Origin of the sequence: Streptomyces sp. NPDC056061, from assembly GCF_042266885.1 — a bacterium.
GTDB lineage: Bacteria > Actinomycetota > Actinomycetes > Streptomycetales > Streptomycetaceae > Streptomyces.
On the sequence record NZ_JBHJWQ010000004.1, the window covers coordinates 273,812 to 295,365 of the forward strand.

The following is a 21,554-nucleotide window of genomic DNA, read 5'->3' on the forward strand; positions in this document are numbered from 1 at the left end:
CGGGTTGGCCGGCCGGATCCCCTGATCCGGCCGGCTCTCCCCGGACCCGTTCAGACCATTGCTGAAGTGCCCCATATTTCTCGCGTGATGCGAGGGGGCTCGAACCCCCGAAAGAGGGATTGACGACAAGTGCTCGACGTCAACTTCTTCGACGAGCTGCGGATCGGCCTCGCCACCGCGGACGACATCCGGACCTGGTCCCACGGCGAGGTCAAGAAGCCGGAGACCATCAACTACCGCACGCTCAAGCCCGAAAAGGACGGACTCTTCTGCGAGAAGATCTTCGGTCCGACCCGGGACTGGGAGTGCTACTGCGGCAAGTACAAGCGTGTCCGCTTCAAGGGCATCATCTGTGAGCGCTGTGGCGTCGAGGTCACGCGCGCCAAGGTGCGCCGCGAGCGGATGGGCCACATCGAGCTCGCCGCCCCCGTCACTCACATCTGGTACTTCAAGGGCGTTCCGTCGCGCCTCGGGTACCTGCTCGACCTCGCGCCGAAGGACCTGGAGAAGGTCATCTACTTCGCCGCGTACATGATCACGTACGTGGACGAGGAGCGCCGCACGCGCGATCTGCCCTCGCTGGAGGCGCACGTCTCCGTCGAGCGTCAGCAGATCGAGAACCGCCGCGACGCCGACCTGGAGGCCCGCGCCAAGAAGCTCGAGACCGACCTGGCCGAGCTGGAGGCCGAGGGCGCCAAGGCCGACGTGCGCCGCAAGGTGCGCGAGGGCGCCGAGCGCGAGATGAAGCAGCTGCGCGACCGCGCGCAGCGCGAGATCGACCGTCTCGACGAGGTGTGGAGCCGCTTCAAGAACCTCAAGGTCCAGGACCTGGAGGGCGACGAGCTGCTCTACCGCGAGCTGCGTGACCGCTTCGGCACGTACTTCGACGGCTGCATGGGCGCCGCTGCCCTGCAGAAGCGCCTGGAGTCCTTCGACCTCGACGAGGAGGCCGAGCGCCTCCGCGAGATCATCCGCACCGGCAAGGGCCAGAAGAAGACCCGTGCGCTCAAGCGCCTCAAGGTCGTCTCCGCGTTCCTGCAGACCAGCAACAAGCCCAAGGGCATGGTGCTCGACTGCGTGCCGGTCATCCCGCCGGACCTGCGTCCGATGGTGCAGCTGGACGGTGGCCGCTTCGCGACCTCCGACCTGAACGACCTGTACCGCCGTGTGATCAACCGCAACAACCGCCTGAAGCGGCTTCTCGACCTCGGCGCGCCCGAGATCATCGTGAACAACGAGAAGCGCATGCTCCAGGAGGCCGTGGACGCCCTCTTCGACAACGGCCGTCGCGGTCGCCCGGTGACGGGCCCCGGCAACCGTCCGCTGAAGTCCCTCAGCGACATGCTGAAGGGGAAGCAGGGTCGTTTCCGTCAGAACCTGCTCGGCAAGCGTGTGGACTACTCCGCGCGTTCCGTGATCGTCGTCGGTCCGCAGCTGAAGCTCCACCAGTGCGGTCTGCCGAAGGCGATGGCGCTGGAGCTCTTCAAGCCGTTCGTGATGAAGCGCCTGGTCGACCTGAACCACGCGCAGAACATCAAGTCGGCCAAGCGCATGGTCGAGCGCGGCCGCACCGTGGTGTACGACGTCCTCGAAGAGGTCATCGCCGAGCACCCGGTGCTGCTGAACCGTGCGCCCACGCTGCACCGCCTCGGCATCCAGGCATTCGAGCCGCAGCTGGTCGAGGGCAAGGCCATCCAGATCCACCCGCTCGTCTGCACCGCGTTCAACGCGGACTTCGACGGCGACCAGATGGCCGTGCACCTGCCGCTGTCCGCGGAGGCGCAGGCCGAGGCCCGCATCCTGATGCTGTCCTCGAACAACATCCTGAAGCCGGCCGACGGCCGTCCGGTCACCATGCCGACCCAGGACATGGTGCTGGGTCTGTTCTTCCTCACCACGGACGAGACCGAGCGCGACGTCGTCGGCCAGGGCCGGTCCTTCGGCTCCACGGCCGAGGCGATCATGGCCTTCGACGCCCGCGAGCTGTCGCTCCAGGCGAAGGTCGACATCCGCTTCCCGGTGGGCACCATCCCGCCGCGCGGCTGGGTGCCTCCGGTCGCAGCGGAAGGGGAGGAGGGCGTCGAGGAGCGCGAGTACCAGCAGGGCGACTCGTTCCGGCTGCGCACCTCCCTGGGCCGCGCGCTCTTCAACGAGCTGCTGCCCGAGGACTACCCCTTCGTCGACTACTCGGTCGGCAAGAAGCAGCTCTCCGAGATCGTCAACGACCTCGCCGAGCGCTACCCCAAGGTCATCGTGGCGGCGACGCTCGACAACCTGAAGGCGGCGGGCTTCTTCTGGGCGACCCGTTCCGGTGTCACCGTGGCCATCTCCGACGTCGTGGTCCCCGAGGCCAAGAAGGCGATCGTCGCGGGCTACGAGGCGCAGGACGAGAAGGTCCAGAAGCAGTACGAGCGCGGTCTGATCACCAAGGACGAGCGCACGCAGGAACTCATCGCGATCTGGACCAAGGCGACCACCGAGGTTGCCGAGGCCATGAACGAGAACTTCCCGCGGACGAACCCGATCTTCATGATGGTGGACTCGGGCGCCCGAGGAAACATGATGCAGATGCGTCAGATCGCCGGTATGCGTGGTCTGGTGTCCAACGCCAAGAACGAGACGATCCCGCGTCCCATCAAGGCGTCCTTCCGCGAGGGCCTGTCCGTGCTGGAGTACTTCATCTCCACGCACGGTGCCCGTAAGGGTCTGGCGGACACCGCCCTGCGTACCGCCGACTCGGGTTACCTGACCCGTCGTCTGGTGGACGTCTCGCAGGACGTGATCATTCGCGAGGAGGACTGCGGCACCGACCGCGGCCTCAAGCTGAAGATCGCGGAGAAGGGCGCCGACGGCGTGCTCCGCAAGACGGAGGACGTCGAGACCTCGGTCTACGCCCGCATGCTCGCCGAGGACGTCGTCGTCGACGGCAAGGTCATCGCGCCGGCCAACGTCGACCTCGGTGACGTGCTCATCGACCAGCTGGTCATGCACGGCGTCGAGGAGGTCAAGACCCGTTCGGTCCTGACCTGCGAGTCCGCGGTCGGCACCTGTGCCTTCTGCTACGGACGCTCGCTCGCCACCGGCAAGCTCGTCGACATCGGCGAGGCGGTCGGCATCATCGCCGCCCAGTCCATCGGTGAGCCCGGTACCCAGCTGACGATGCGTACCTTCCACACCGGTGGTGTGGCCGGTGACGACATCACCCAGGGTCTGCCCCGTGTCGTCGAGCTCTTCGAGGCCCGTACGCCCAAGGGTGTCGCCCCGATCTCCGAGGCCGCGGGCCGGGTCCGCATCGAGGAGACCGAGAAGACCAAGAAGATCGTCGTCACCCCGGACGACGGCAGCGACGAGACGGCCTACCCGATCTCGAAGCGTGCCCGTCTGCTGGTGGGCGAGGGCGACCACGTCGAGGTGGGCCAGAAGCTCACCGTGGGTGCCACCAACCCGCACGACGTGCTCCGCATCCTGGGTCAGCGCGCGGTCCAGGTGCACCTGGTCGGCGAGGTCCAGAAGGTCTACAACTCGCAGGGTGTGTCGATCCACGACAAGCACATCGAGATCATCATCCGGCAGATGCTCCGCCGCGTGACGATCATCGAGTCCGGCGACGCGGAGCTGCTGCCGGGCGAGCTCGTCGAGCGCTCGAAGTTCGAGACCGAGAACCGTCGTGTGGTCACCGAGGGCGGTCACCCCGCCTCCGGCCGTCCGCAGCTGATGGGTATCACCAAGGCCTCGCTGGCGACGGAGTCCTGGCTGTCGGCCGCCTCCTTCCAGGAGACGACCCGAGTGCTGACGGACGCGGCGATCAACGCCAAGTCCGACAGCCTCATCGGCCTCAAGGAGAACGTCATCATCGGTAAGCTCATCCCGGCCGGTACGGGTCTGTCCCGCTACCGCAACATCCGGGTCGAGCCGACCGAGGAGGCCAAGGCCGCGATGTACTCGGCCGTCGGCTACGACGACATCGACTACTCGCCGTTCGGCACCGGCTCCGGCCAGGCCGTTCCGCTGGAGGACTACGACTACGGTCCGTACAACCAGTAGGCGAGTGGCTTGAACGACCGGAGGGCGGTCATCCCGTGTGCGGGGTGCCCGCCCTCCGGCCTTTGTGCCGGTTCCATGCCGGGCTACAGATAGCGCCGCAGGTGGTGTAGCCGGGTCGGGATGTCGGGGTGGGTGGAGAGCAGCCGGGCGGGTACCGACGTGTGGGCCGGAAGCTCGTCCGCATGCAGCATCTCCAGCACCTCGGCGAGGTCCGGGGCGAACCCGAGCACCGCTGCGTGCCGGTCGGCACGGAGCTCGGTGCGCCGTCCCACGGCCGCCGACAGGTACGGGAGCGCGAGCAGCAGCGGAATCCCGTAGAGGATCCGGGTGGCGGTGGAGTCGAGACCACCCAGCGCGAGGAGCAGGACGCCCCCGGCCAGGTAGACGACACACCGGGCGGGCGTGACCAGGGACGCCGCCATCGCTCGGAGTGCCCGCCGCACCAGTCGTCCGGGCAGCCCGTACCAGTGGCAGAGCAGCAGTGACCAGGCGTGGCCGCCGCTGTGATGTCCCAGCTCATGGGCGAGCACGGCGGCCAGCCGTCGGGTCGACAGCTGTTCCAGCGCATACTGGGTGACCCCCACGATGTGCCCCGCCGCGGCGAGCGCGTTGAGGCCGTCGCTCTCCTCGACCCAGAGCCGGTAGCGGGTTCCGTCGACCCCGGCGACGGCCGTCACCTCCCGCCAGACGGGCTCCAGCCGGGCAGCCTCCCGGGGCATCGGCCGCCGCAGCCCGAACAGGTAGCGGGCGAGCAGGTCCTCCGCGGGCGGGTGGAAGACCAGGGCACCCGAGACGACCCAGAGGGCGACCGGTATCCAGTACGGCACTCCGGGCCCGATCTCCAGGAGCACACCCGCGAGCAGCACCACCAGCGCGCTCGTCAGGAACGCGGGCAGGGCCAGTGCCAGTTGTCCCACGGCGGTGAGGTCCATGCGCCACTGACGGGCCGCGTAGTACACGCGGCGGCCGGGCCCGTGCTCATAGACCAGATCGTCGGGGACCGAGTCGTCGGGCGGTGCGGTGGTGGACGGATCAGGGTCCGGGTCCCGGCCCGGGGACGGCACGTGTCCGTCGCCCGGGTTCTGGGGCCGAGAGGTCGGTGACATCGTGATCATCCTTTGGCATTCGGGGCGTCAGCCGAGCAGCAGCGAGGCGGGGAGCAGGACGGCGCCCAGGGAGTGGGCGAGCAGCCCGGCCCGTATCCACCGGTGCTTGCGCAGGGCGATCCGGCTGGTCTCGGCCAGGGCCGTGACCAGTGCGGTGGTCCGGGAGCTCTCGGTGGCGTCGAGCGCCTCCGGCAAGCGGCCGCGCTGGGCGGCGTCCCGGACGTCCCCGAAGTAGGTGAGCGGTTCCCCGACGATCCAGATGCTGTGGCGGTAGCGCGGGAACACGGTCATCAGCAGGGAGACCAGTGCGGCCGCCAGACCGCCGACGCCCGTGCACCACAGGGCGGTCCCGGGGCCGTTGAGCGTGCCCGGCCGCCATGTGCTGCCTGCCAGCCGGCCGCTGAGCACGCCCGCCGTCATGCCGAGCGCGGCAACCAGTACGGACGCCTTGCTGTCGGCCTGGGCGACCCCGGCCCGCAGATCGGCCAGGAGGCGGTCCCCGGACGCGTTGGAGCGGGCCGGTGCGCGGTCGGTCATGTGCCTGCCTCCTCCTTGTCCGCCTTCTCCGCGCCCGGTGCCCCGGCCGCGTCCTCGGTGCCGGTCGGTGCCAGGGGAGTGCTGCCGTAACCGGGCGGGGGTTGCCAGCCGGGGAACATCGTGGGGGCGCCGGATCGCATGCCCGGCACCTTCACGTCCGACGCCGCCTCCGCGGCGTCCTGCGGCATCGACACAGTCAGCCGCCCCCCGGCCGTGCTGTGCGCGGTGACACCGGGAAGGTGCTGGTCCAGTACGTCGATCACGGCCTGGAACGCATGCTGCTTCGGCGCCTCCAGCTCGTGGCTCTCCGCGCTGTCGCCCTTCAGCAGCTCCTTCGCCAGCTCCAACTGGGATCTGATCACCCGGAGCTGGTCCTCGCGCAGACTCGACGCCACGAGCCCGGTGTCCTCGGGGTGGGCCGCGAGATGGAGCGCCCACGCACGGACGCCGCCCTGCTCCAGGTACTTCTCGTAGAACGCGATCTTCTCCGCGTTCACCTGCTGGAGCTCCAGCAGGGCGCGTGCCCGGTCGACCTCCTCGACGTGCTGCCACCGCTGCTGCCGGAGCCTCAGCAGGTGTTGCTGCTCCTCGAACTCGGCCGCGCGGCCCGACTGGAGCGTGTCCTGCTCCCTGGCCCGCCGGTCGACCGCGGCATCGTGCTCCTTGCCGAGCAGCTCGGTGCGGATCTGCTCGGTGGCCTCGTGGTCGATGGAGCGCATGCGCCGGACGTGGTCGATGACTTCCTGGTCGCCGCGCAGCCGGACCGTCCAGTCCGACGTGAGCCCGGCCCGGGCGCCGAGCGTCCCCTGGGCGCCGACCTCCCGCAGCAGCGCCCCCTCGGCCGCGGCGCTACGGGCAGCTGGGTAGCGCCGGGTGACGGGGCGGGCCGCCCGCTCCAGCTCGCCGACCAGCAGGCGCGGCACATCACGGTGCCGGCTCGCCACGAACCGCTCGGGATCCACGACCTGCCACGACAGCTCGACGACCACCGCGAACTCGAAGGCGTCGTCGTCGCTCGGCAGCGTGATCTCCTCGCGCACCGGATGGACCCCCATGTCGACCTCGTACACCGCGGTGTAGCGCTTCGCGGCGGCTGCGGCCCTGGTGGGGCGGAGCGGCGGGAGAAAGGTGTCGTACGAGCCGTCCGCGGCCGAGAAGACCAGGGCGTGGTCGATCCGGGTGAGCGGACGGCGGGAGAAGCCGAAACGGGACAGCTGCCGGACGGTGATCACCGGGTCGGTCAATTGCGTACCGCGGTCGGCCCGCTGGTCCCAGTCGGGCGCTCGGCGGAATTCGGACATGGGAATTCTCCTGTCGCAGAGGGGCGCAGAGGGGGAAGGAGGGGCGAGTACGCGCATCAGGGGCGCGGCAGCACGGTCAGCAGCCGGCCTGCCACGGGTGGGGGATTGCCGCCGTCCTCGCCGGGCATGGTCCGCAGAAGATGGCTGATCCGCTGGTACTCCGGCTCAGTGGTGAACAGCGAGGGCAGCAGCGCGGCGAGCGCCCACTCGGTGCCGGGATCGCGGTCTGCCGCGAGCACCCAGCGGCGGAGCACATCGAGGGCGTTCCGGGTGTGGCCCCTGTCGCCCAGCGCGGTACGCCACAACTCGGCGATACCGGGGGCGTCGGGCGCGCCGGCCGCCGAGGCCCGCGCGTACCGGGCCAGCACGCTCGGCAGGCCGTGGCGTTCGTCCTCCTCGGTACGGCGGCAGGCGCTGAGAAAGCCGCCGAGCGCGAGATTGGCTGCGGGCCGGTCGTCGTGCACCGTCCTCACCAGCTCCGCGATCACCGCCTCGCCCGCCGCCGACAGCAGCAGCAGTTCCACGGACTCGGCGAGTTGTCCCGTCAGATCCGGATCGGGCTGCGGCTGCCCCGCCTCGTGCCGGGCCGCCGCGCGCAGGGCGGCCAGGGCCTCCACCGGGCGCTCCGGCCCGATCATCCCGTGGGCCCGGATGGCCACCCAGCGCAGCGACGATTCCTCGCTCTCGCACCAGGCGTCCAGGATGCGCGGCACATGAGGGGTGCCCAGTACATGGGCAAGCGTGAGCGCGCTGACGGCGACGCTCCGGTGCCGGTAGAGGCGGGACGCGGCCCACGGCTCGATGACCAGCGCCATGGCGGACGGCAGATCGGTGTGGGCGAGCACGGCGACGGTGGAAGCGGCGCGGGTACGGACGAAGGGCCGTCCGTCCCCGGCCAGCTGCCGCAGCCAGTGCACGAGCGCGGGCCGCGCCGAGGGGTGCCCGGTCCAGATTTCGCGCAGCAGCACGAGTGGGGTCCGCTCGTCGAGGAAGGCGGCCTTCACCTGCTGGACCGGACCCCATTCGGTGGGTTCCTCCGCCTCGAACCGGCGCGCCCGTGCCAGCTGGAGCCGTTTGCCGATGTGCGTACCGAAGACCGGGACGGAGGGGTGCAGCCGGCTCTCGGTCTTCCGGAGGGCGGCGTAGAGCAGATCGCCCAGCTCCGCCGTCAGGGCGTACGGCCCCTCGTCGAAGGCGGCCAATGCGACGAGGAACGCCTTCTCGCGCAGGTGCAGCACGGTCCCGTCGTCCTCGAACCACTCCTGGACCTGGCTCTCCAGCGCGACCAGGGAGAAGCCGTCGAGGCGCGCGGCATCGGCCTCCCCGTCCGCGTACCCGGCCAGGAGCCGGGCGAACTCGGCGGCCTCGCGCGGCTGATGGCTGCGTTCGAGGAACGCCTCCGCGGCGGGCAGGGCCAACAACTCCGGTACGCGCTCCGCGCCGCCCATCAACGCCTCCAGATGCGCAGCGAGGACGTCACCCGGCGCGGGCGCCCGCCACTCCACCACCGGCACGTCTTCCAGCAGGGCGGCCGGTCCCGTGGTGATCACCAGATACGAGTCCGCACCGAGCTCCTTGCGGGCGGCCAGCAGATCAGCCTCCCGCAGCGGCCGGCCCGGCGCGGTGACCAGGTCGCACAGGATATGTCCGGTCCGGCCGCCGTCCGGCTCAGCGCCCTTGATCCCGGACGTGAGCTGTTCGGGAGTGGTGTCCCGGTCCACTGCCCGTACCGGATCGGCGCCGATCCGGTGCAGCAGCATGAGCGCGGCGGTCCGCCGGCCTGCGAAGTACGGGCCTGAGAGGACCAGCACGTGCTCGTCGCGGAGCCGCTCGGCCAGCGCCTCGAAATCGTCCCGCCCGGGGACGAAGCGCGCGGCCAGCTCTGCCAGGGCGGACGGGGCGATCTCGCCCGAGGTGTGGCGGGCGAAGGACGCGCCGAACTGGTAGATGATCTCGGTCCGCTGCAGAACGTCCCCGTAGAACGTGCCGCCGCCGATGCCGTGGTTGGTACCGCCGAGGACACCCCCGCCTATCTGGGAGCCGTCCCCGAACCCCATGGTCCGCGGGGTGTGGCTCTCCAGGTCCCGTCGGGCCGCCCAGGCGGGCTGCGGCTGGTCGGTCTCCTCGGTGCCCGCGCTCTTCTCCTCGGTCTGATGGCCCTCCGGCGGCTCGGCGCCGTGGTCGTCCCCGGCCGGGTGCTGGGCTGGCTGCGCCTGTTCCTCGGCGCTCACCGGCGCTCCCCCCGGCCCCCGTCACCGAAGCTGACGTTTCCGTGGAACGTGCCGCCGCCGATGCCGTGGTTGGTGCCGCCGAATACGCCGCCGGTGATCGGGGCGCCGCCGAAGCCGGGAGCCGAGGCGGGACCGGGTGCCGACTGCGGGGCGGCCGGGGAGGCGTACACGCCCTGTGGACCCTCCTGCGGGAGAGGCCCGTGCAGCCACGCGTCGAGCGGGCCGTTCTTGCTGTCCACCGTGACGGAGCGGAACTCCTCAGCCGGGACGCCGGTGTGACTGTGCCGAACGACCCCCTGGTAGACCGTGTCGGACACGCAGAGCGCGAAGTCGTCCGGGCGGGCCCGCAGCGCCTCCCGCAGCGCCTCTGCGTCCAGCAGCCTGCACGCGTGGTTGAGATCGCTGCCCACCCAGCCGTCGAGCGGATCCACCGCGACGAACCCCGAGGCGACCACTCCCCGCAGCCGCATCCGGGCCGAGGCGGAGGCACGCCGGTTCTGGCTGCGCAATCGGGCGGACATCTCGGTCAGCAGCGCCCGCAGCAGGGCGATCACCGAGCAGTTGGCGTCGATCAGCTCCATCACGGAGTCACCGCGGTCCGCTCGCCGCCGCCGGGTCTCGTCGATCCCGGCGGCCAGCAGGGCCCGGTCGGTCAGGTCGTAGAGCATGCGGCGCAGGAACGCCTGCTCGACATCGTCGCGCTCGCTGTACTTCTCGATATCGAGCAGCAGGATCGTGCTGTTGACCGGATCGTTCATGGGACGCCTCTCGCTCATGCCTTCCGGGGCCGGGAAGCGGCCCGGGAACATGAGCGTGGGGCCGAGGGGCCCGGGGCGGTGAGGAACGATGACGCACTCGGTGTGTGACCGTGTGCACAGATTGACGGCCGGCGACCGTCCAGGCCGCCCCGGCCTACGGGGCCTGCGGGGCCTCCTGGCGGACTGCCGGGCGGGCGGACTCCCCGGCCCGGCCGATCCGGCGGAGTGCGTCCGGCCGCACGATCAGCAGCGCCCGCCGCCCGGTCCTTACGATGCCCCGCTCGCGCAGTTCCTTCAGCAGCCGCTGGACCATTTCCCGGGAGGCGCTTACTGCCCCGGCCAGCTCCTGCTTGCTGAGCGGGATGTCCAGCTCGATGCCTTCGTCCGTACGGGCGCCGTGGGTGCGTGCCAGGTCCAGCAGCAGAGCGGCGAAGCGCTCGCGCACCGTCATCGCCGCGAACTCCAGGCTGCGCCGGTCCGCAGCACGCGTCCGGTCCGAGATCAGCGCCAGGAGCGAGAGCGACACCTCGGGGGACCCGGCCAAGAACGCGCGGAACTTCTCGTGCGTCACTACCGCGGCCCGTACGGGGGAGAGGGCGGTCACCGTCGCCGAGCGCGGTCGCCCAGTCAGCGCGGCCCATTCCCCGACGATGTCGCCCGGGCCGCGCAGGGCGTGCAGCGCCTCGTAGCCGTTGGACGCGGAGGTGGTGATCTTCGTCCAGCCGTTGAGGAGCAGCAGGACGTACGCGGACGGCTCGTCCTGCCGGAGCAGGGCGGTCCGGGCGTCGAAGCGCAGCTCGCGTCCAAGCGCGAGCAGGGCCACCCGGTCCTCGCGCTCCAGCCGGGCGAGGAAGGGCACCTGGTCGTCGAGTCCGTCGCCCTCGGGCGTGTACGCCGCCGTCATCCCGTCCCCCCGGTCGTTCATGAGCGGTTCAATGTACTGAGAACCCCCGTGCCCGGACCGGCAAGGTCGAATTCCTGCCGCCCGCTCCCGGCCGACTGTCCCGATTCCTTCCGCCCCGAGTGGCGGAACTGCGGCGCGTCAGTGTGAGACGCATTTGTTTTGACCGGAGTCGACGAGGTAGGTACGCTCAGACCTTGTGCCTGGGGTGTGCCTGGGCTCGTGTGCGTGTCTTCAGCCGCACAGCGAGTTCGTCGACGGCCGCCGCAATCTGCGCCAGTCCTGCCTTGCGGCAGCGGCCTGCAGTATTCGACACACCCGACCGCGTGGGTCGGTGACGTTCCAGGTTAGTTTCACGAACGGCACACAGAAACCGGAGAAGTAGTGCCTACGATCCAGCAGCTGGTCCGGAAGGGCCGGCAGGACAAGGTCGAGAAGAACAAGACGCCCGCACTCGAGGGTTCGCCCCAGCGCCGCGGCGTCTGCACGCGTGTGTTCACGACCACCCCGAAGAAGCCGAACTCGGCGCTCCGTAAGGTCGCGCGTGTGCGTCTGACCTCCGGTATCGAGGTCACGGCCTACATCCCGGGTGAGGGACACAACCTGCAGGAGCACTCCATCGTGCTCGTGCGTGGTGGCCGTGTGAAGGACCTGCCGGGTGTTCGTTACAAGATCATCCGCGGTTCGCTCGACACCCAGGGTGTCAAGAACCGCAAGCAGGCCCGCAGCCGCTACGGCGCCAAGAAGGAGAAGTAAGAATGCCTCGTAAGGGCCCCGCCCCGAAGCGCCCGGTCATCATCGACCCGGTCTACAACTCTCCTCTTGTCACGTCGCTGATCAACAAGATCCTGCTCGACGGCAAGCGTTCCACCGCCGAGCGGATCGTGTACGGCGCCATGGAGGGCCTCCGCGAGAAGACCGGCAACGACCCGGTCATCACGCTGAAGCGCGCCCTTGAGAACGTCAAGCCGTCGCTCGAGGTCAAGTCCCGCCGTGTCGGTGGCGCCACCTACCAGGTGCCGATCGAGGTCAAGCCCGGTCGCGCCTCCACGCTCGCGCTGCGCTGGCTCGTCGGTTACTCCCGCGCCCGCCGCGAGAAGACCATGACCGAGCGCCTCATGAACGAGCTGCTCGACGCCTCGAACGGTCTTGGCGCCGCAGTCAAGAAGCGTGAGGACACCCACAAGATGGCCGAGTCCAACAAGGCCTTCGCGCACTACCGCTGGTAGTCGCTACCCACATCGAGACCGAGAGAAGACTGAGCCTTATGGCCACCACTTCGCTTGACCTGGCCAAGGTCCGCAACATCGGGATCATGGCCCACATCGACGCGGGCAAGACGACCACCACCGAGCGGATCCTGTTCTACACCGGCGTTTCGTACAAGATCGGCGAGACCCACGAGGGTTCCGCCACGATGGACTGGATGGAGCAGGAGCAGGAGCGCGGCATCACCATCACGTCCGCCGCGACGACCTGCCACTGGCCCCTCAACGATGTTGACCACACCATCAACATCATCGACACCCCGGGTCACGTCGACTTCACCGTCGAGGTGGAGCGTTCGCTCCGCGTCCTCGACGGCGCCGTCACCGTGTTCGACGGTGTCGCGGGCGTCGAGCCGCAGTCCGAGACCGTTTGGCGTCAGGCGGACCGCTACGGCGTGCCGCGTATCTGCTTCGTCAACAAGCTCGACCGCACCGGCGCCGACTTCCTGCGCTGCGTCGGCATGATCACGGACCGCCTCGGCGCGACCCCGATCGTGATGCAGCTCCCGATCGGTGCCGAGGCCGACTTCACGGGTGTCGTCGACCTCGTGACGATGAAGGCGTTCGTCTACCCCGTGGAAGCGACCAAGGGTGAGGCGTACAACGTCGTCGACATCCCGGCCGAGCTCGCCGAGCAGGCCGAGGAGTACCGCGGCAAGCTCCTCGAGTCCGTCGCGGAGAACGACGAGGCGCTGATGGAGCTCTACCTGGAGGGCGAGGAGCCCACCGCGGAGCAGCTCTACGACGCCATCCGTCGCATCACCATCAACTCCGGCAAGGACGGCGAGACGACCGTCACCCCGGTGTTCTGCGGCACCGCGTTCAAGAACAAGGGCGTCCAGCCCCTGCTCGACGCCGTCGTGCGCTACCTGCCCTCGCCCCTGGACGTCGAGGCCATCGAGGGCCACGACGTCAAGGACCCCGAGGTCGTCGTCAAGCGCAAGCCGTCCGACGAGGAGCCGCTCGCGGCGCTGGCGTTCAAGATCATGAGCGACCCGCACCTCGGCAAGCTCACCTTCGTCCGGGTCTACTCGGGCCGCCTGGAGTCCGGCACCTCGGTGCTGAACTCCGTCAAGGGCAAGAAGGAGCGCATCGGCAAGATCTACCGCATGCACGCGAACAAGCGTGAGGAGATCGACTCGGTGGGCGCCGGCGACATCATCGCCGTCATGGGCCTGAAGCAGACCACCACCGGTGAGACGCTCTGTGACGACAAGGCCCCGGTGATCCTGGAGTCCATGGACTTCCCGGCCCCGGTGATCCAGGTCGCCATCGAGCCGAAGTCCAAGGGCGACCAGGAGAAGCTGGGTGTCGCCATCCAGCGCCTCTCCGAGGAGGACCCGTCCTTCCAGGTGCACTCCGACGAGGAGACCGGCCAGACCATCATCGGTGGTATGGGCGAGCTGCACCTCGAAGTGCTCGTCGACCGCATGAAGCGCGAGTTCCGCGTCGAGGCGAACGTCGGCAAGCCGCAGGTCGCGTACCGCGAGACGATCCGCAAGGCCGTCGAGCGCGTCGACTACACCCACAAGAAGCAGACCGGTGGTACCGGTCAGTTCGCCAAGGTGCAGATCGCGATCGAGCCCATCGAGGGCGGCGAGGCCTCGTACGAGTTCGTCAACAAGGTCACCGGTGGCCGCATCCCCAAGGAATACATTCCCTCGGTGGACGCGGGTGCGCAGGAAGCCATGCAGTTCGGCATCCTGGCCGGCTACGAGATGACGGGCGTCCGCGTCATTCTTCTCGACGGTGGTTACCACGAGGTCGACTCCTCCGAGCTGGCCTTCAAGATCGCCGGTTCGCAGGCCTTCAAGGAGGCCGCGCGCAAGGCGTCCCCGGTTCTCCTGGAGCCGATGATGGCCGTCGAGGTCACCACGCCCGAGGACTACATGGGCGATGTCATCGGCGACATCAACTCCCGCCGTGGCCAGATCCAGGCCATGGAGGAGCGCAGCGGCGCTCGCGTCGTGAAGGGCCTCGTGCCCCTCTCGGAGATGTTCGGCTACGTCGGAGACCTCCGCAGCAAGACCTCGGGTCGCGCAAGCTACTCGATGCAGTTCGACTCCTACGCCGAGGTTCCGCGGAACGTCGCCGAGGAGATCATCGCGAAGGCCAAGGGCGAGTAACTCTCCCGAGCTCACGCTTTAGGCTTGTCACCGGAGCCTGGTGGGGCATTCGTCGCGGAGCGCAAGCAATGCGGTGAATGCCCCCGGCCCCGGCATCCCAGCAAAGATCACCCTGGCGCCGATGAAGCAAGGCGTACAGAACCACTCCACAGGAGGACCCAGTGGCGAAGGCGAAGTTCGAGCGGACTAAGCCGCACGTCAACATCGGCACCATCGGTCACATCGACCACGGTAAGACGACCCTCACGGCCGCCATTACCAAGGTGCTGCACGACGCGTACCCGGACCTGAACGAGGCCTCGGCCTTCGACCAGATCGACAAGGCTCCCGAGGAGCGCCAGCGCGGTATCACCATCTCGATCGCGCACGTCGAGTACCAGACGGAGCAGCGTCACTACGCGCACGTCGACTGCCCGGGTCACGCGGACTACATCAAGAACATGATCACCGGTGCCGCGCAGATGGACGGCGCCATCCTCGTGGTCGCCGCCACCGACGGCCCGATGCCGCAGACCAAGGAGCACGTGCTCCTGGCCCGCCAGGTCGGCGTTCCGTACATCGTCGTCGCCCTGAACAAGGCCGACATGGTGGACGACGAGGAGATCCTGGAGCTCGTCGAGCTCGAGGTGCGCGAGCTCCTCTCCGAGTACGAGTTCCCGGGCGACGACGTTCCGGTCGTCAAGGTCTCCGCTCTGAAGGCCCTTGAGGGCGACAAGGAGTGGGGCAACTCGGTTCTCGAGCTGATGAAGGCCGTCGACGAGGCCATCCCGCAGCCCGAGCGTGACGTCGACAAGCCGTTCCTGATGCCGATCGAGGACGTCTTCACGATCACCGGTCGTGGCACCGTCGTCACCGGTCGTATCGAGCGTGGTGTCCTCAAGGTCAACGAGACCGTCGACATCGTCGGTATCCGTCCGGAGAAGACCACCACCACGGTCACCGGCATCGAGATGTTCCGCAAGCTGCTCGACGAGGGCCAGGCCGGTGAGAACGTCGGTCTGCTCCTCCGTGGCATCAAGCGCGAGGACGTCGAGCGCGGCCAGGTCATCATCAAGCCCGGTTCGGTCACGCCGCACACCGAGTTCGAGGCCCAGGCCTACATCCTGTCGAAGGACGAGGGTGGTCGTCACACCCCGTTCTTCAACAACTACCGCCCGCAGTTCTACTTCCGTACCACGGACGTGACCGGCGTCGTGACCCTCCCCGAGGGCACCGAGATGGTCATGCCGGGCGACAACACCGTCATGTCGGTCCAGCTGATCCAGCCGGTCGCCATGGAGGAGGGCCTGAAGTTCGCCATCCGTGAGGGTGGCCGGACCGTGGGCGCCGGCCAGGTCACCAAGATCGTCAAGTAATTACTTGACCGTCTGACCTGGTAGCTCCGTACAGAGCACCAAGAAGGGCCCCGTCCCGCCGCGTATGCGGTGGGGCGGGGCCCTTCGGTGTGTGCGGTGCCTTTTGAGGTGCGTGGGTCGGGGTGGGGTGGGGTGGGTCGGGGGGCCTTGCGGTGTGTGCGGTGGGACAAGGCCCTGTGACGTGTGTGCGGGGCCGTGTCGTGGGGGACCCGGTCGTCGTGGGGCCCGGTCAGTTCTCCAGCCGGACGGGCATCAGCAGGGAGAAGGCGTCCTCGGAGTCGGTGCGGCGGATCGCGATGGGGGCGTTCGGGGCGCCGAACTCCAGGATCAGCCGGTCGCGGGCTCCGGCGGCGAGGGCGTGCAGCAGGAACTCGCGGTTGACGGCGACGACGTCGTCGCGGTGAGGGCCGCCGTCCTCGTGGACGGTCACCGTGCCGTCGTCCGTCGGCGCGAGGAGGGTGAGGTCGGCGCACGGGGTGTCCTGTTCGCGCGCCGTGCTCCTGAGGGTGGGGCCGTTCCTCACGGCCTGCCGGAGGGCCGGGACGTCGACGAGGAAGCGGCGACCGGCCGGCAGGCGGACCAGGCGGCGGTAGTCGGGAAAGTCGTGGTCGAGGCACTGGCCGGCCACCTGGCGGTCGCCCGCCTCCAGGATCACGCGGCCACCGTCCACGGTGAGGTGCGCGGCCGCGTCGTCGGTCAGCAGTGCCCGCATGGCGTCGGCGAGCGGGGACGGCACGACGACCTGCACGCCGGGGCCTTCGTACCCGCCCGCACCGGCGCGGGCGACGGCCAGCCGGTACCGGTCGGTGGCCACGACCCGGAGCCCGTCGCCCTCGAAGTCGAACAGAACACCGTGAAGCATGGGAAGTTCCGGGTCGGTACCGGCGGCGAAGCGGACGGCGTCCAGGGCTGCGGCCAGCCCGGGGGCCGGGACGGCCGACCGGAGTGTTGCGGTGCGGAGCGAGGCCATGGGGTTCTCCCTGCGTTCGAGGTGGGCTCGGATCGTGGAGAACTCGCTGCGGGCGTCGGACAGGCCGCTTTCGAGTCGGCGCAGATGTGCCCGGAGCAGATTCCGTACCAGGCCGGTGTCCGCGGCTGACCATCCGGCCAGCACCAGGCGGATGTCCGCCAACGGCATACCGGCCCGGCGCAGCCCGGCCAGCAGCACGGACTCCTCCAGCTGCTCGGGGGCGTACCAGCGGTAGCCGCTGTCCGGGTCCACCCGGGCCGGGACCAGCACGCCCGCACCGTCGTAGAACCGCAGGGCACTCACACTCAGTCCGCTGTCGCGGGCCATCTCGCCGATGCTGCGCATGTCGTTCTCCACAACCAGAACTCTGGGCCCTTGACCAGGTCGAGGGTCAACGGCGTCGCGGGCAGTCCTGCCGGTGCCGGTGCCGGTGCCCGTGCCCGTGTCCGTCGACCGGCCGGTCAGGGGCGCCAGAGCCAGGGGTGGGCGTCGACGCCGAGGGCTGCGACGGTCGGGCGGCCGTCCTTGCCGAGGTGCAGGGCCGGGCCGTCCAGTGGTACCGCGCCCTGTTTCCGTACGACGAGGCCGCGGGGGGTGCGGAGCTGGACCAGGCCCGTCGCGGTGCGGCCGAGCAGGGTGGGGGAGTGCGCGGGGCCGGCGGCGGTCACCGGCCCGTATCCGTCGAAGCCGGTGGGGTCGTGGGCGGTCGGTCCCTTGCGGTCGATGCCGGTTCCGTCCGCCGTCTCACCGGTCCGGACGGTGGTCAGGGCCGCCTTCGCCGCGGCGCGGTAGAAGAGGGCGACGGTCCCGTCCGGTGCGGCCAGGGCGCCGGGGCCGTCGCCGGGGACCGGCACCCCGCCGATCTGGGTGCGCGCGGTGACCGGCTCGCCGGGGGCGTCCTGCGTCCAGTGGTGCACCGCGAAACGGCCCGCCGCGTAGACGTGGACCCGGTCCTGGGCGTCCACCAGGGCGGACAGCCCGTCCTGGATCTCGCCGCCGCCCATGTCGCGCCAGTCGTCCCACCGGCCGGTCGAGTCCCGGACCCGGGTGCTGAGACCTTTCTCCGCGTTCCGTACGAACAGGTGGACCCGTCCGTCGGGCGCGGTGACCGCGACGGGGACGCCTATTCGGCGCCCGGAGTCCTGGAGGCGCTCCGGGTTGCCCAGGCCCTTCCAGGCGCGGAAGTCGCCGCCGGGGGAGCCCTGTTCCAGGGCGACGACCTCGCGGGTGTTGTCCGAGCCGTGCCCTCCGATCGCGTCGAAGCGCAGGCCGAACAGGAGCTGCCGCCCGTCCGGCAGGGTCGTGCCGCCGAGGACCGGGGCGAGCGGGCCGCCACCGAGGTCGTCCGGCACGCTCCACAGCCCGCTGCCCGGCGTGCTCTCGCGCCAGCGGACCGCGCGCAGCCCCAGCACCCCGTACGCGACGAGCCGCCCGTCCGGTTCGGTACCGAGGACGGGACGGGGACCGGGGTAGCGGTAGTGGGTGGACCGCACCCAGCCCTTGCGGTTGGTGAGCGGACGATCGCCGCCCACGCCGTAGTCGCCGCAGCCGCCCGGGTTGCCGCAGTCCCAGTCGGCCGAACCGCCGTACGGGACGAGGAGCTCCGCCTTCTGGGTCAGGACGGCGGGGGGCAGGTTCTTGGGCCAGTGCCGGTTGTAGTAGGCCCGGTAGGCGGTGGTGGCGAAGCTGGGCACCTCGCCACCACGGGCGGTGACCCGTGCCACCCACTGGATCAGCGCCGTCCAGGTGAACAGCGCGGTCGCGGTGTGGTCGGGGTGGTCGGAGTAGCCCTCCTGCTCGCTGTCCCGGCGCCGCTGGGCCGCGCTGCTGTGCTGGATGTCGGGGTCCGGGTCCAGAGTGTGCACGGCGGTCGGCCGGTACTTGTCGAAGAGCCCGACCAGGACGTCGAGCAGGCCGTCGTAGGTGTACGAACCGGCCTGTCGCAGCGGCGAGTCGTCGGCGACGACGGTGGGCAGGACGAGCCGCCGGTCCTGCCAGAGGCTGGGCAGCCCGAGCCGCCCGTAGCTGGTGTGCATGGCGGTGTTGACGAAGATGAGCTCGACCCGGCGACCGTCGTGCGCGAGCCGGTTGATCTCGGCACGGTGCCCGCCGTCGAGTTCGAGGACCGACTTCTCCCAGTTCGTGAACCGGTCGAGGCCAAGCAGGGTCGCGTACGCCTGGCGGAGTCCCTGGTGCCGGGAGGAGGAGTACGCGGCCTTGTCGGGGGCGGGACGCGGGCGCCCCGGCATGCGGTTGACGCCGTCGGCCTCGCCGCCGGTCAGGTAGACGCAGACCAGGGGCGTTCCGCCGTGGAACGCCTGCCGGGTGTCCGGGTTCATGAAGTACAGGTCGTCGTCCGGGTGGGCGAGGACCTGCATCATCAGGGCCGGTCGCGCGGTGCTGATCGGCAGGCCGGGCATGGGGTTCGGGGCCGGATTGCGACGGCGGGGCGGCGCGAGGGCCGTGCAGGCGGGGAGTGCGGCGGCGCTCGCCGCGCTGATCGCGCCCATCAGCAGTGTGCGCCGCGGCAGCCCCGTCCGGGCCGCGCGCGGCGTGGATCTTCCCGTCAACACCGTGCTCCGTCCGTTCCCCCGCAGCGGGCGACCGGGCGCGCCTTGCGCTGCGTACTGATTCCGTGCAGGCCGCGACGGGGGGAGAGCCGCGCTTGCGGGGGGATAGACGGAGTTCGGGAGGGGTGGGTTGCCTGGCCGGGTGCGTTGTCGGGGAAGCGAGGGGGTGCGTAGCCGTCGAAGACCTCGCAGGCCGAGTCGCAGAGCCGGTGATCGATCTCCACCGGGGCCGGTTCGTCCGCTGTCGCCTGCCACTTCCCGGGGTCGTACAGCACCGGCGTCAGTTCGGGGCGCACCAGAGCACGCTCGCGCACTGTGCCCGGCGATGCGCACTTCATGGATTATTCGTCCGGGTGACGCCTCCGAGGTCCGGTACGTCCCTCGCTCGCGGCTAGCGTGCGCACGATCCCCCGACGCCCGTCCTCCGCGGAGACATCCATGTGCAGCCCCCTCCACCAGCCCGACGGCCCGCTCCTGCCCGGCGCCGGCCGCCGCACGTTCCTGCGGGCCACCGCACTGACCGGGGTGGCCGCCGCGGCCACCGGGCTCGCCGCAGGCCCCGCCGCCGCCCGGTCCCCGCAGAGCTCCGGCGCCACCGCGGCGGCCTGGCGGCCCGACTCCGAGAGCCCCAGATTCACGCTCGTCGTCATGCCGGACACCCAGTACCTCTTCGACGGGGCGAGCATCGACAGGGCGCCGGTCGAGGCGTCGCTGCGGTATGTCCTCGACCACGGGCGCGACGAGAACATCGTTTTCCTCTCCCACCTGGGCGACCTCACCGAGAGCGGGCAGACGACCGAGTTCAGCGCGATCGGCAAGGCGTTCGAGCTGCTCGACCGTCGGAAGGTGGGTTACAGCGTCGTCGCGGGCAACCACGACATCGCGTCGTCCACCGACGACCAGCGCGGTCGCACTCCGTACCTGGACACCTTCGGCCCGCAGCGGATGCGGCGGCTGCCGACGTTCGGCGGCGCGACCCCGGACGGTTACAACACGTATCACCTGTTCCGTGCCGCCGGGCGGGAGTGGCTGGTGCTGGCGCTGGACTGGCGGCCGTCGGCGGCCGGTCTCGCCTGGGCGAAGAAGGTCATCGCCCGGCATCCGCACACCCCCGTCATCCTCACCACTCACGAACTGGTGTACGCGAACGCGGACGGCGACGAGGCCGAGTTCTCCGGCCACGGAAAGCACCTGTGGGACGAGCTGATCGCCGGGAACGACCAGATCTTCCTCACCCTCAACGGGCACTACTGGCCCGCCGGGCGCACCACCCGCAAGAACGCGGCGGGCAACGACGTCCATCTGCACATCACCAACTACCAGAACCGGTACTACGGCGGCAGCGCGATGATCCGCCTCTACCGCTTCGACCTGGCCAGGAACACCATCGACGTGGAGACGATCTCCCCGTGGATCCTCGGCCGCGCGGGCGAGAAGCTCAACGAACTGGAGCGCGGTGAGGTCGAACTGACCGGCCCGCAGGACCGTTTCGCCGTTCCCATCGACTTCGAGAAGCGGTTCTCGGGCTTCGCGCCCGTGCCCCCGCGCGCTCCCCGTCCGGCCGGGCGGATGCTGATACCGGGCACCGTCGCCTACTGGCGGTTCGACTCCCCGTCGCACCCGGACGGCTCCGCCGCCGCGACCGGGCTGCGCGTCACCGACCTGTCCGGGCACCGCAACGACCTGGTGCGCGAGGCCGTGCCCGGCAGTGCGCCCGACGCGCTGCGCTGGTCCGGCAGCCACCACCCCGATCAGCCCGGCCACGGCAGCCTCTGCTTCGACGGCTCGAAGGCGCCGCTGCAGGGCGCGTATCTGCGTACGGAGAACAACGCACCGCTCAACACCATGACGTTCAGGTCCGGATACACCATCGAGGCATTCCTCCGCCTGCCCGCCGACTGGGACGCCGGGCGCAACGCCTGGGGCGGTCTGCTCGGCCGCCGGGGCACGCTCGGGGCCGCGGGCAAGACGTCCGGCGACCCGGAGGAGCCCGTCGCCACCCTCTCCGTCTCGGACGGCCCCGGACTCCAGTGGGCGGCGGCGCCGCTGAACCAGCCGGGCGGCGTCACCAACTGGAGCCATGAACTGCTGCGGGAACGGTGGTGGCACGTGGCCGTCGTCAACGACACGAAGCACACGACGATGTACATCGACGGCTGCGTCGTCGCCCGGAACCCGGCCACCCGCGCCACCGGTCTCGCCACCGCGGGCCTGCCCTGGCTGCTCGGCGCCTACGAGTACGGGGGCGAGCTCGACCAGCTGATGCACGGCTGGATCGGCGACGTCCGGATCGTCACCCGCGCACTGCCAGTGAAGAACTTCATGATCGCCTGAGCGGTACGGACACGGGAACGGGCCGGACCGGACCGGACCGATTCGGGCCGCGA

Annotated in this window: 14 protein-coding genes; 6 read left to right on the forward strand and 8 right to left on the reverse strand. The window is 70.0% G+C overall.

From position 1 onward, the window contains the following. The first annotated feature begins 129 nt into the window (after positions 1-129). Complete coding sequence (locus ACFC79_RS09290) at positions 130-4,044, forward strand: DNA-directed RNA polymerase subunit beta' (RefSeq protein ID WP_376237256.1); 3,915 nt, start codon at positions 130-132, stop codon at positions 4,042-4,044. A gap of 83 nt (positions 4,045-4,127) precedes the next feature. Here the strand turns inward: ACFC79_RS09290 and ACFC79_RS09295 are convergent, their stop codons facing one another. From ACFC79_RS09295 to ACFC79_RS09320, 6 genes are all read right to left on the reverse strand, one after another. Further along, positions 4,128-5,150, reverse strand: coding sequence for a M48 family metalloprotease (locus ACFC79_RS09295; protein WP_376237259.1), 1,023 nt, complete (start codon positions 5,148-5,150; stop codon positions 4,128-4,130). Positions 5,151-5,177: 27 nt separating this feature from the next. Continuing rightward, entirely contained in the window at positions 5,178-5,687 is a 510-nt protein-coding gene (locus ACFC79_RS09300) for a Pycsar system effector family protein (protein WP_376237262.1), read from the reverse strand. Then, positions 5,684-6,988 carry a hypothetical protein gene (locus tag ACFC79_RS09305; RefSeq protein ID WP_376237264.1) on the reverse strand — a complete coding sequence of 435 codons (1,305 nt, stop codon included), beginning with the start codon at positions 6,986-6,988 and terminating at the stop codon, positions 5,684-5,686. Before ACFC79_RS09305 ends, ACFC79_RS09300 begins: the two co-directional genes overlap by 4 nt. 56 nt (positions 6,989-7,044) lie before the next feature. Next, on the reverse strand, positions 7,045-9,219 hold the full coding sequence (locus ACFC79_RS09310; RefSeq protein ID WP_376237267.1) for a hypothetical protein: 2,175 nt from the start codon (positions 9,217-9,219) through the stop codon (positions 7,045-7,047). Beyond that, on the reverse strand, positions 9,216-9,977 hold the full coding sequence (locus ACFC79_RS09315) for a hypothetical protein (RefSeq protein WP_376237536.1): 762 nt from the start codon (positions 9,975-9,977) through the stop codon (positions 9,216-9,218). The genes ACFC79_RS09310 and ACFC79_RS09315 overlap by 4 nt, the downstream gene beginning before the upstream one ends. 154 nt (positions 9,978-10,131) lie before the next feature. Next, entirely contained in the window at positions 10,132-10,902 is a 771-nt protein-coding gene (locus ACFC79_RS09320; RefSeq protein ID WP_376237270.1) for a Crp/Fnr family transcriptional regulator, read from the reverse strand. A 360-nt stretch (positions 10,903-11,262) separates the two neighbouring features. Here ACFC79_RS09320 and rpsL point away from each other — a divergent pair, with 360 nt between their 5' ends. From rpsL to tuf, 4 genes are all read left to right on the forward strand, one after another. Further along, the gene (rpsL, locus tag ACFC79_RS09325) at positions 11,263-11,634 is read left to right on the forward strand and encodes a 30S ribosomal protein S12 (protein WP_003948652.1); all 372 of its coding nucleotides are present in this window, start codon (positions 11,263-11,265) and stop codon (positions 11,632-11,634) included. Between the two features lie 2 nt (positions 11,635-11,636). After that, the gene (gene rpsG / locus ACFC79_RS09330; protein ID WP_072485550.1) at positions 11,637-12,107 is read left to right on the forward strand and encodes a 30S ribosomal protein S7; all 471 of its coding nucleotides are present in this window, start codon (positions 11,637-11,639) and stop codon (positions 12,105-12,107) included. Positions 12,108-12,145: 38 nt separating this feature from the next. Continuing rightward, complete coding sequence (gene fusA, locus ACFC79_RS09335) at positions 12,146-14,272, forward strand: elongation factor G (RefSeq protein WP_376237273.1); 2,127 nt, start codon at positions 12,146-12,148, stop codon at positions 14,270-14,272. Positions 14,273-14,433: 161 nt separating this feature from the next. Then, positions 14,434-15,627, forward strand: coding sequence for an elongation factor Tu (gene tuf / locus ACFC79_RS09340; RefSeq protein WP_376237276.1), 1,194 nt, complete (start codon positions 14,434-14,436; stop codon positions 15,625-15,627). Between the two features lie 229 nt (positions 15,628-15,856). Here tuf and ACFC79_RS09345 read toward each other — a convergent pair whose 3' ends face one another. Together ACFC79_RS09345 and ACFC79_RS09350 are read right to left on the reverse strand one after the other, a co-directional pair. Beyond that, entirely contained in the window at positions 15,857-16,942 is a 1,086-nt protein-coding gene (locus ACFC79_RS09345; RefSeq protein WP_376237279.1) for a MerR family transcriptional regulator, read from the reverse strand. A 116-nt stretch (positions 16,943-17,058) separates the two neighbouring features. Then, on the reverse strand, positions 17,059-19,107 hold the full coding sequence (locus ACFC79_RS09350) for a PIG-L family deacetylase (RefSeq protein WP_376237539.1): 2,049 nt from the start codon (positions 19,105-19,107) through the stop codon (positions 17,059-17,061). Between the two features lie 498 nt (positions 19,108-19,605). Here ACFC79_RS09350 and ACFC79_RS09355 point away from each other — a divergent pair, with 498 nt between their 5' ends. Next, positions 19,606-21,501 carry a LamG-like jellyroll fold domain-containing protein gene (locus ACFC79_RS09355; RefSeq protein ID WP_376237281.1) on the forward strand — a complete coding sequence of 632 codons (1,896 nt, stop codon included), beginning with the start codon at positions 19,606-19,608 and terminating at the stop codon, positions 21,499-21,501. Positions 21,502-21,554 lie beyond the last annotated feature (53 nt).

Coding starts and splice junctions, on each gene's coding strand:
- ACFC79_RS09295 (WP_376237259.1), bottom strand. CDS start 5,150: ATGTCACCGACCTCTCGGCCCCAGAACCCGGGCGACGGACACGTGCCG.
- ACFC79_RS09300 (WP_376237262.1), bottom strand. CDS start 5,687: ATGACCGACCGCGCACCGGCCCGCTCCAACGCGTCCGGGGACCGCCTC.
- ACFC79_RS09305 (WP_376237264.1), bottom strand. CDS start 6,988: ATGTCCGAATTCCGCCGAGCGCCCGACTGGGACCAGCGGGCCGACCGC.
- ACFC79_RS09315 (WP_376237536.1), bottom strand. CDS start 9,977: ATGAACGATCCGGTCAACAGCACGATCCTGCTGCTCGATATCGAGAAG.
- ACFC79_RS09320 (WP_376237270.1), bottom strand. CDS start 10,902: ATGAACGACCGGGGGGACGGGATGACGGCGGCGTACACGCCCGAGGGC.
- rpsG (WP_072485550.1), top strand. CDS start 11,637: ATGCCTCGTAAGGGCCCCGCCCCGAAGCGCCCGGTCATCATCGACCCG.
- fusA (WP_376237273.1), top strand. CDS start 12,146: ATGGCCACCACTTCGCTTGACCTGGCCAAGGTCCGCAACATCGGGATC.
- ACFC79_RS09345 (WP_376237279.1), bottom strand. CDS start 16,942: ATGCGCAGCATCGGCGAGATGGCCCGCGACAGCGGACTGAGTGTGAGT.
- ACFC79_RS09350 (WP_376237539.1), bottom strand. CDS start 19,107: ATGGGCGCGATCAGCGCGGCGAGCGCCGCCGCACTCCCCGCCTGCACG.
- ACFC79_RS09355 (WP_376237281.1), top strand. CDS start 19,606: ATGTGCAGCCCCCTCCACCAGCCCGACGGCCCGCTCCTGCCCGGCGCC.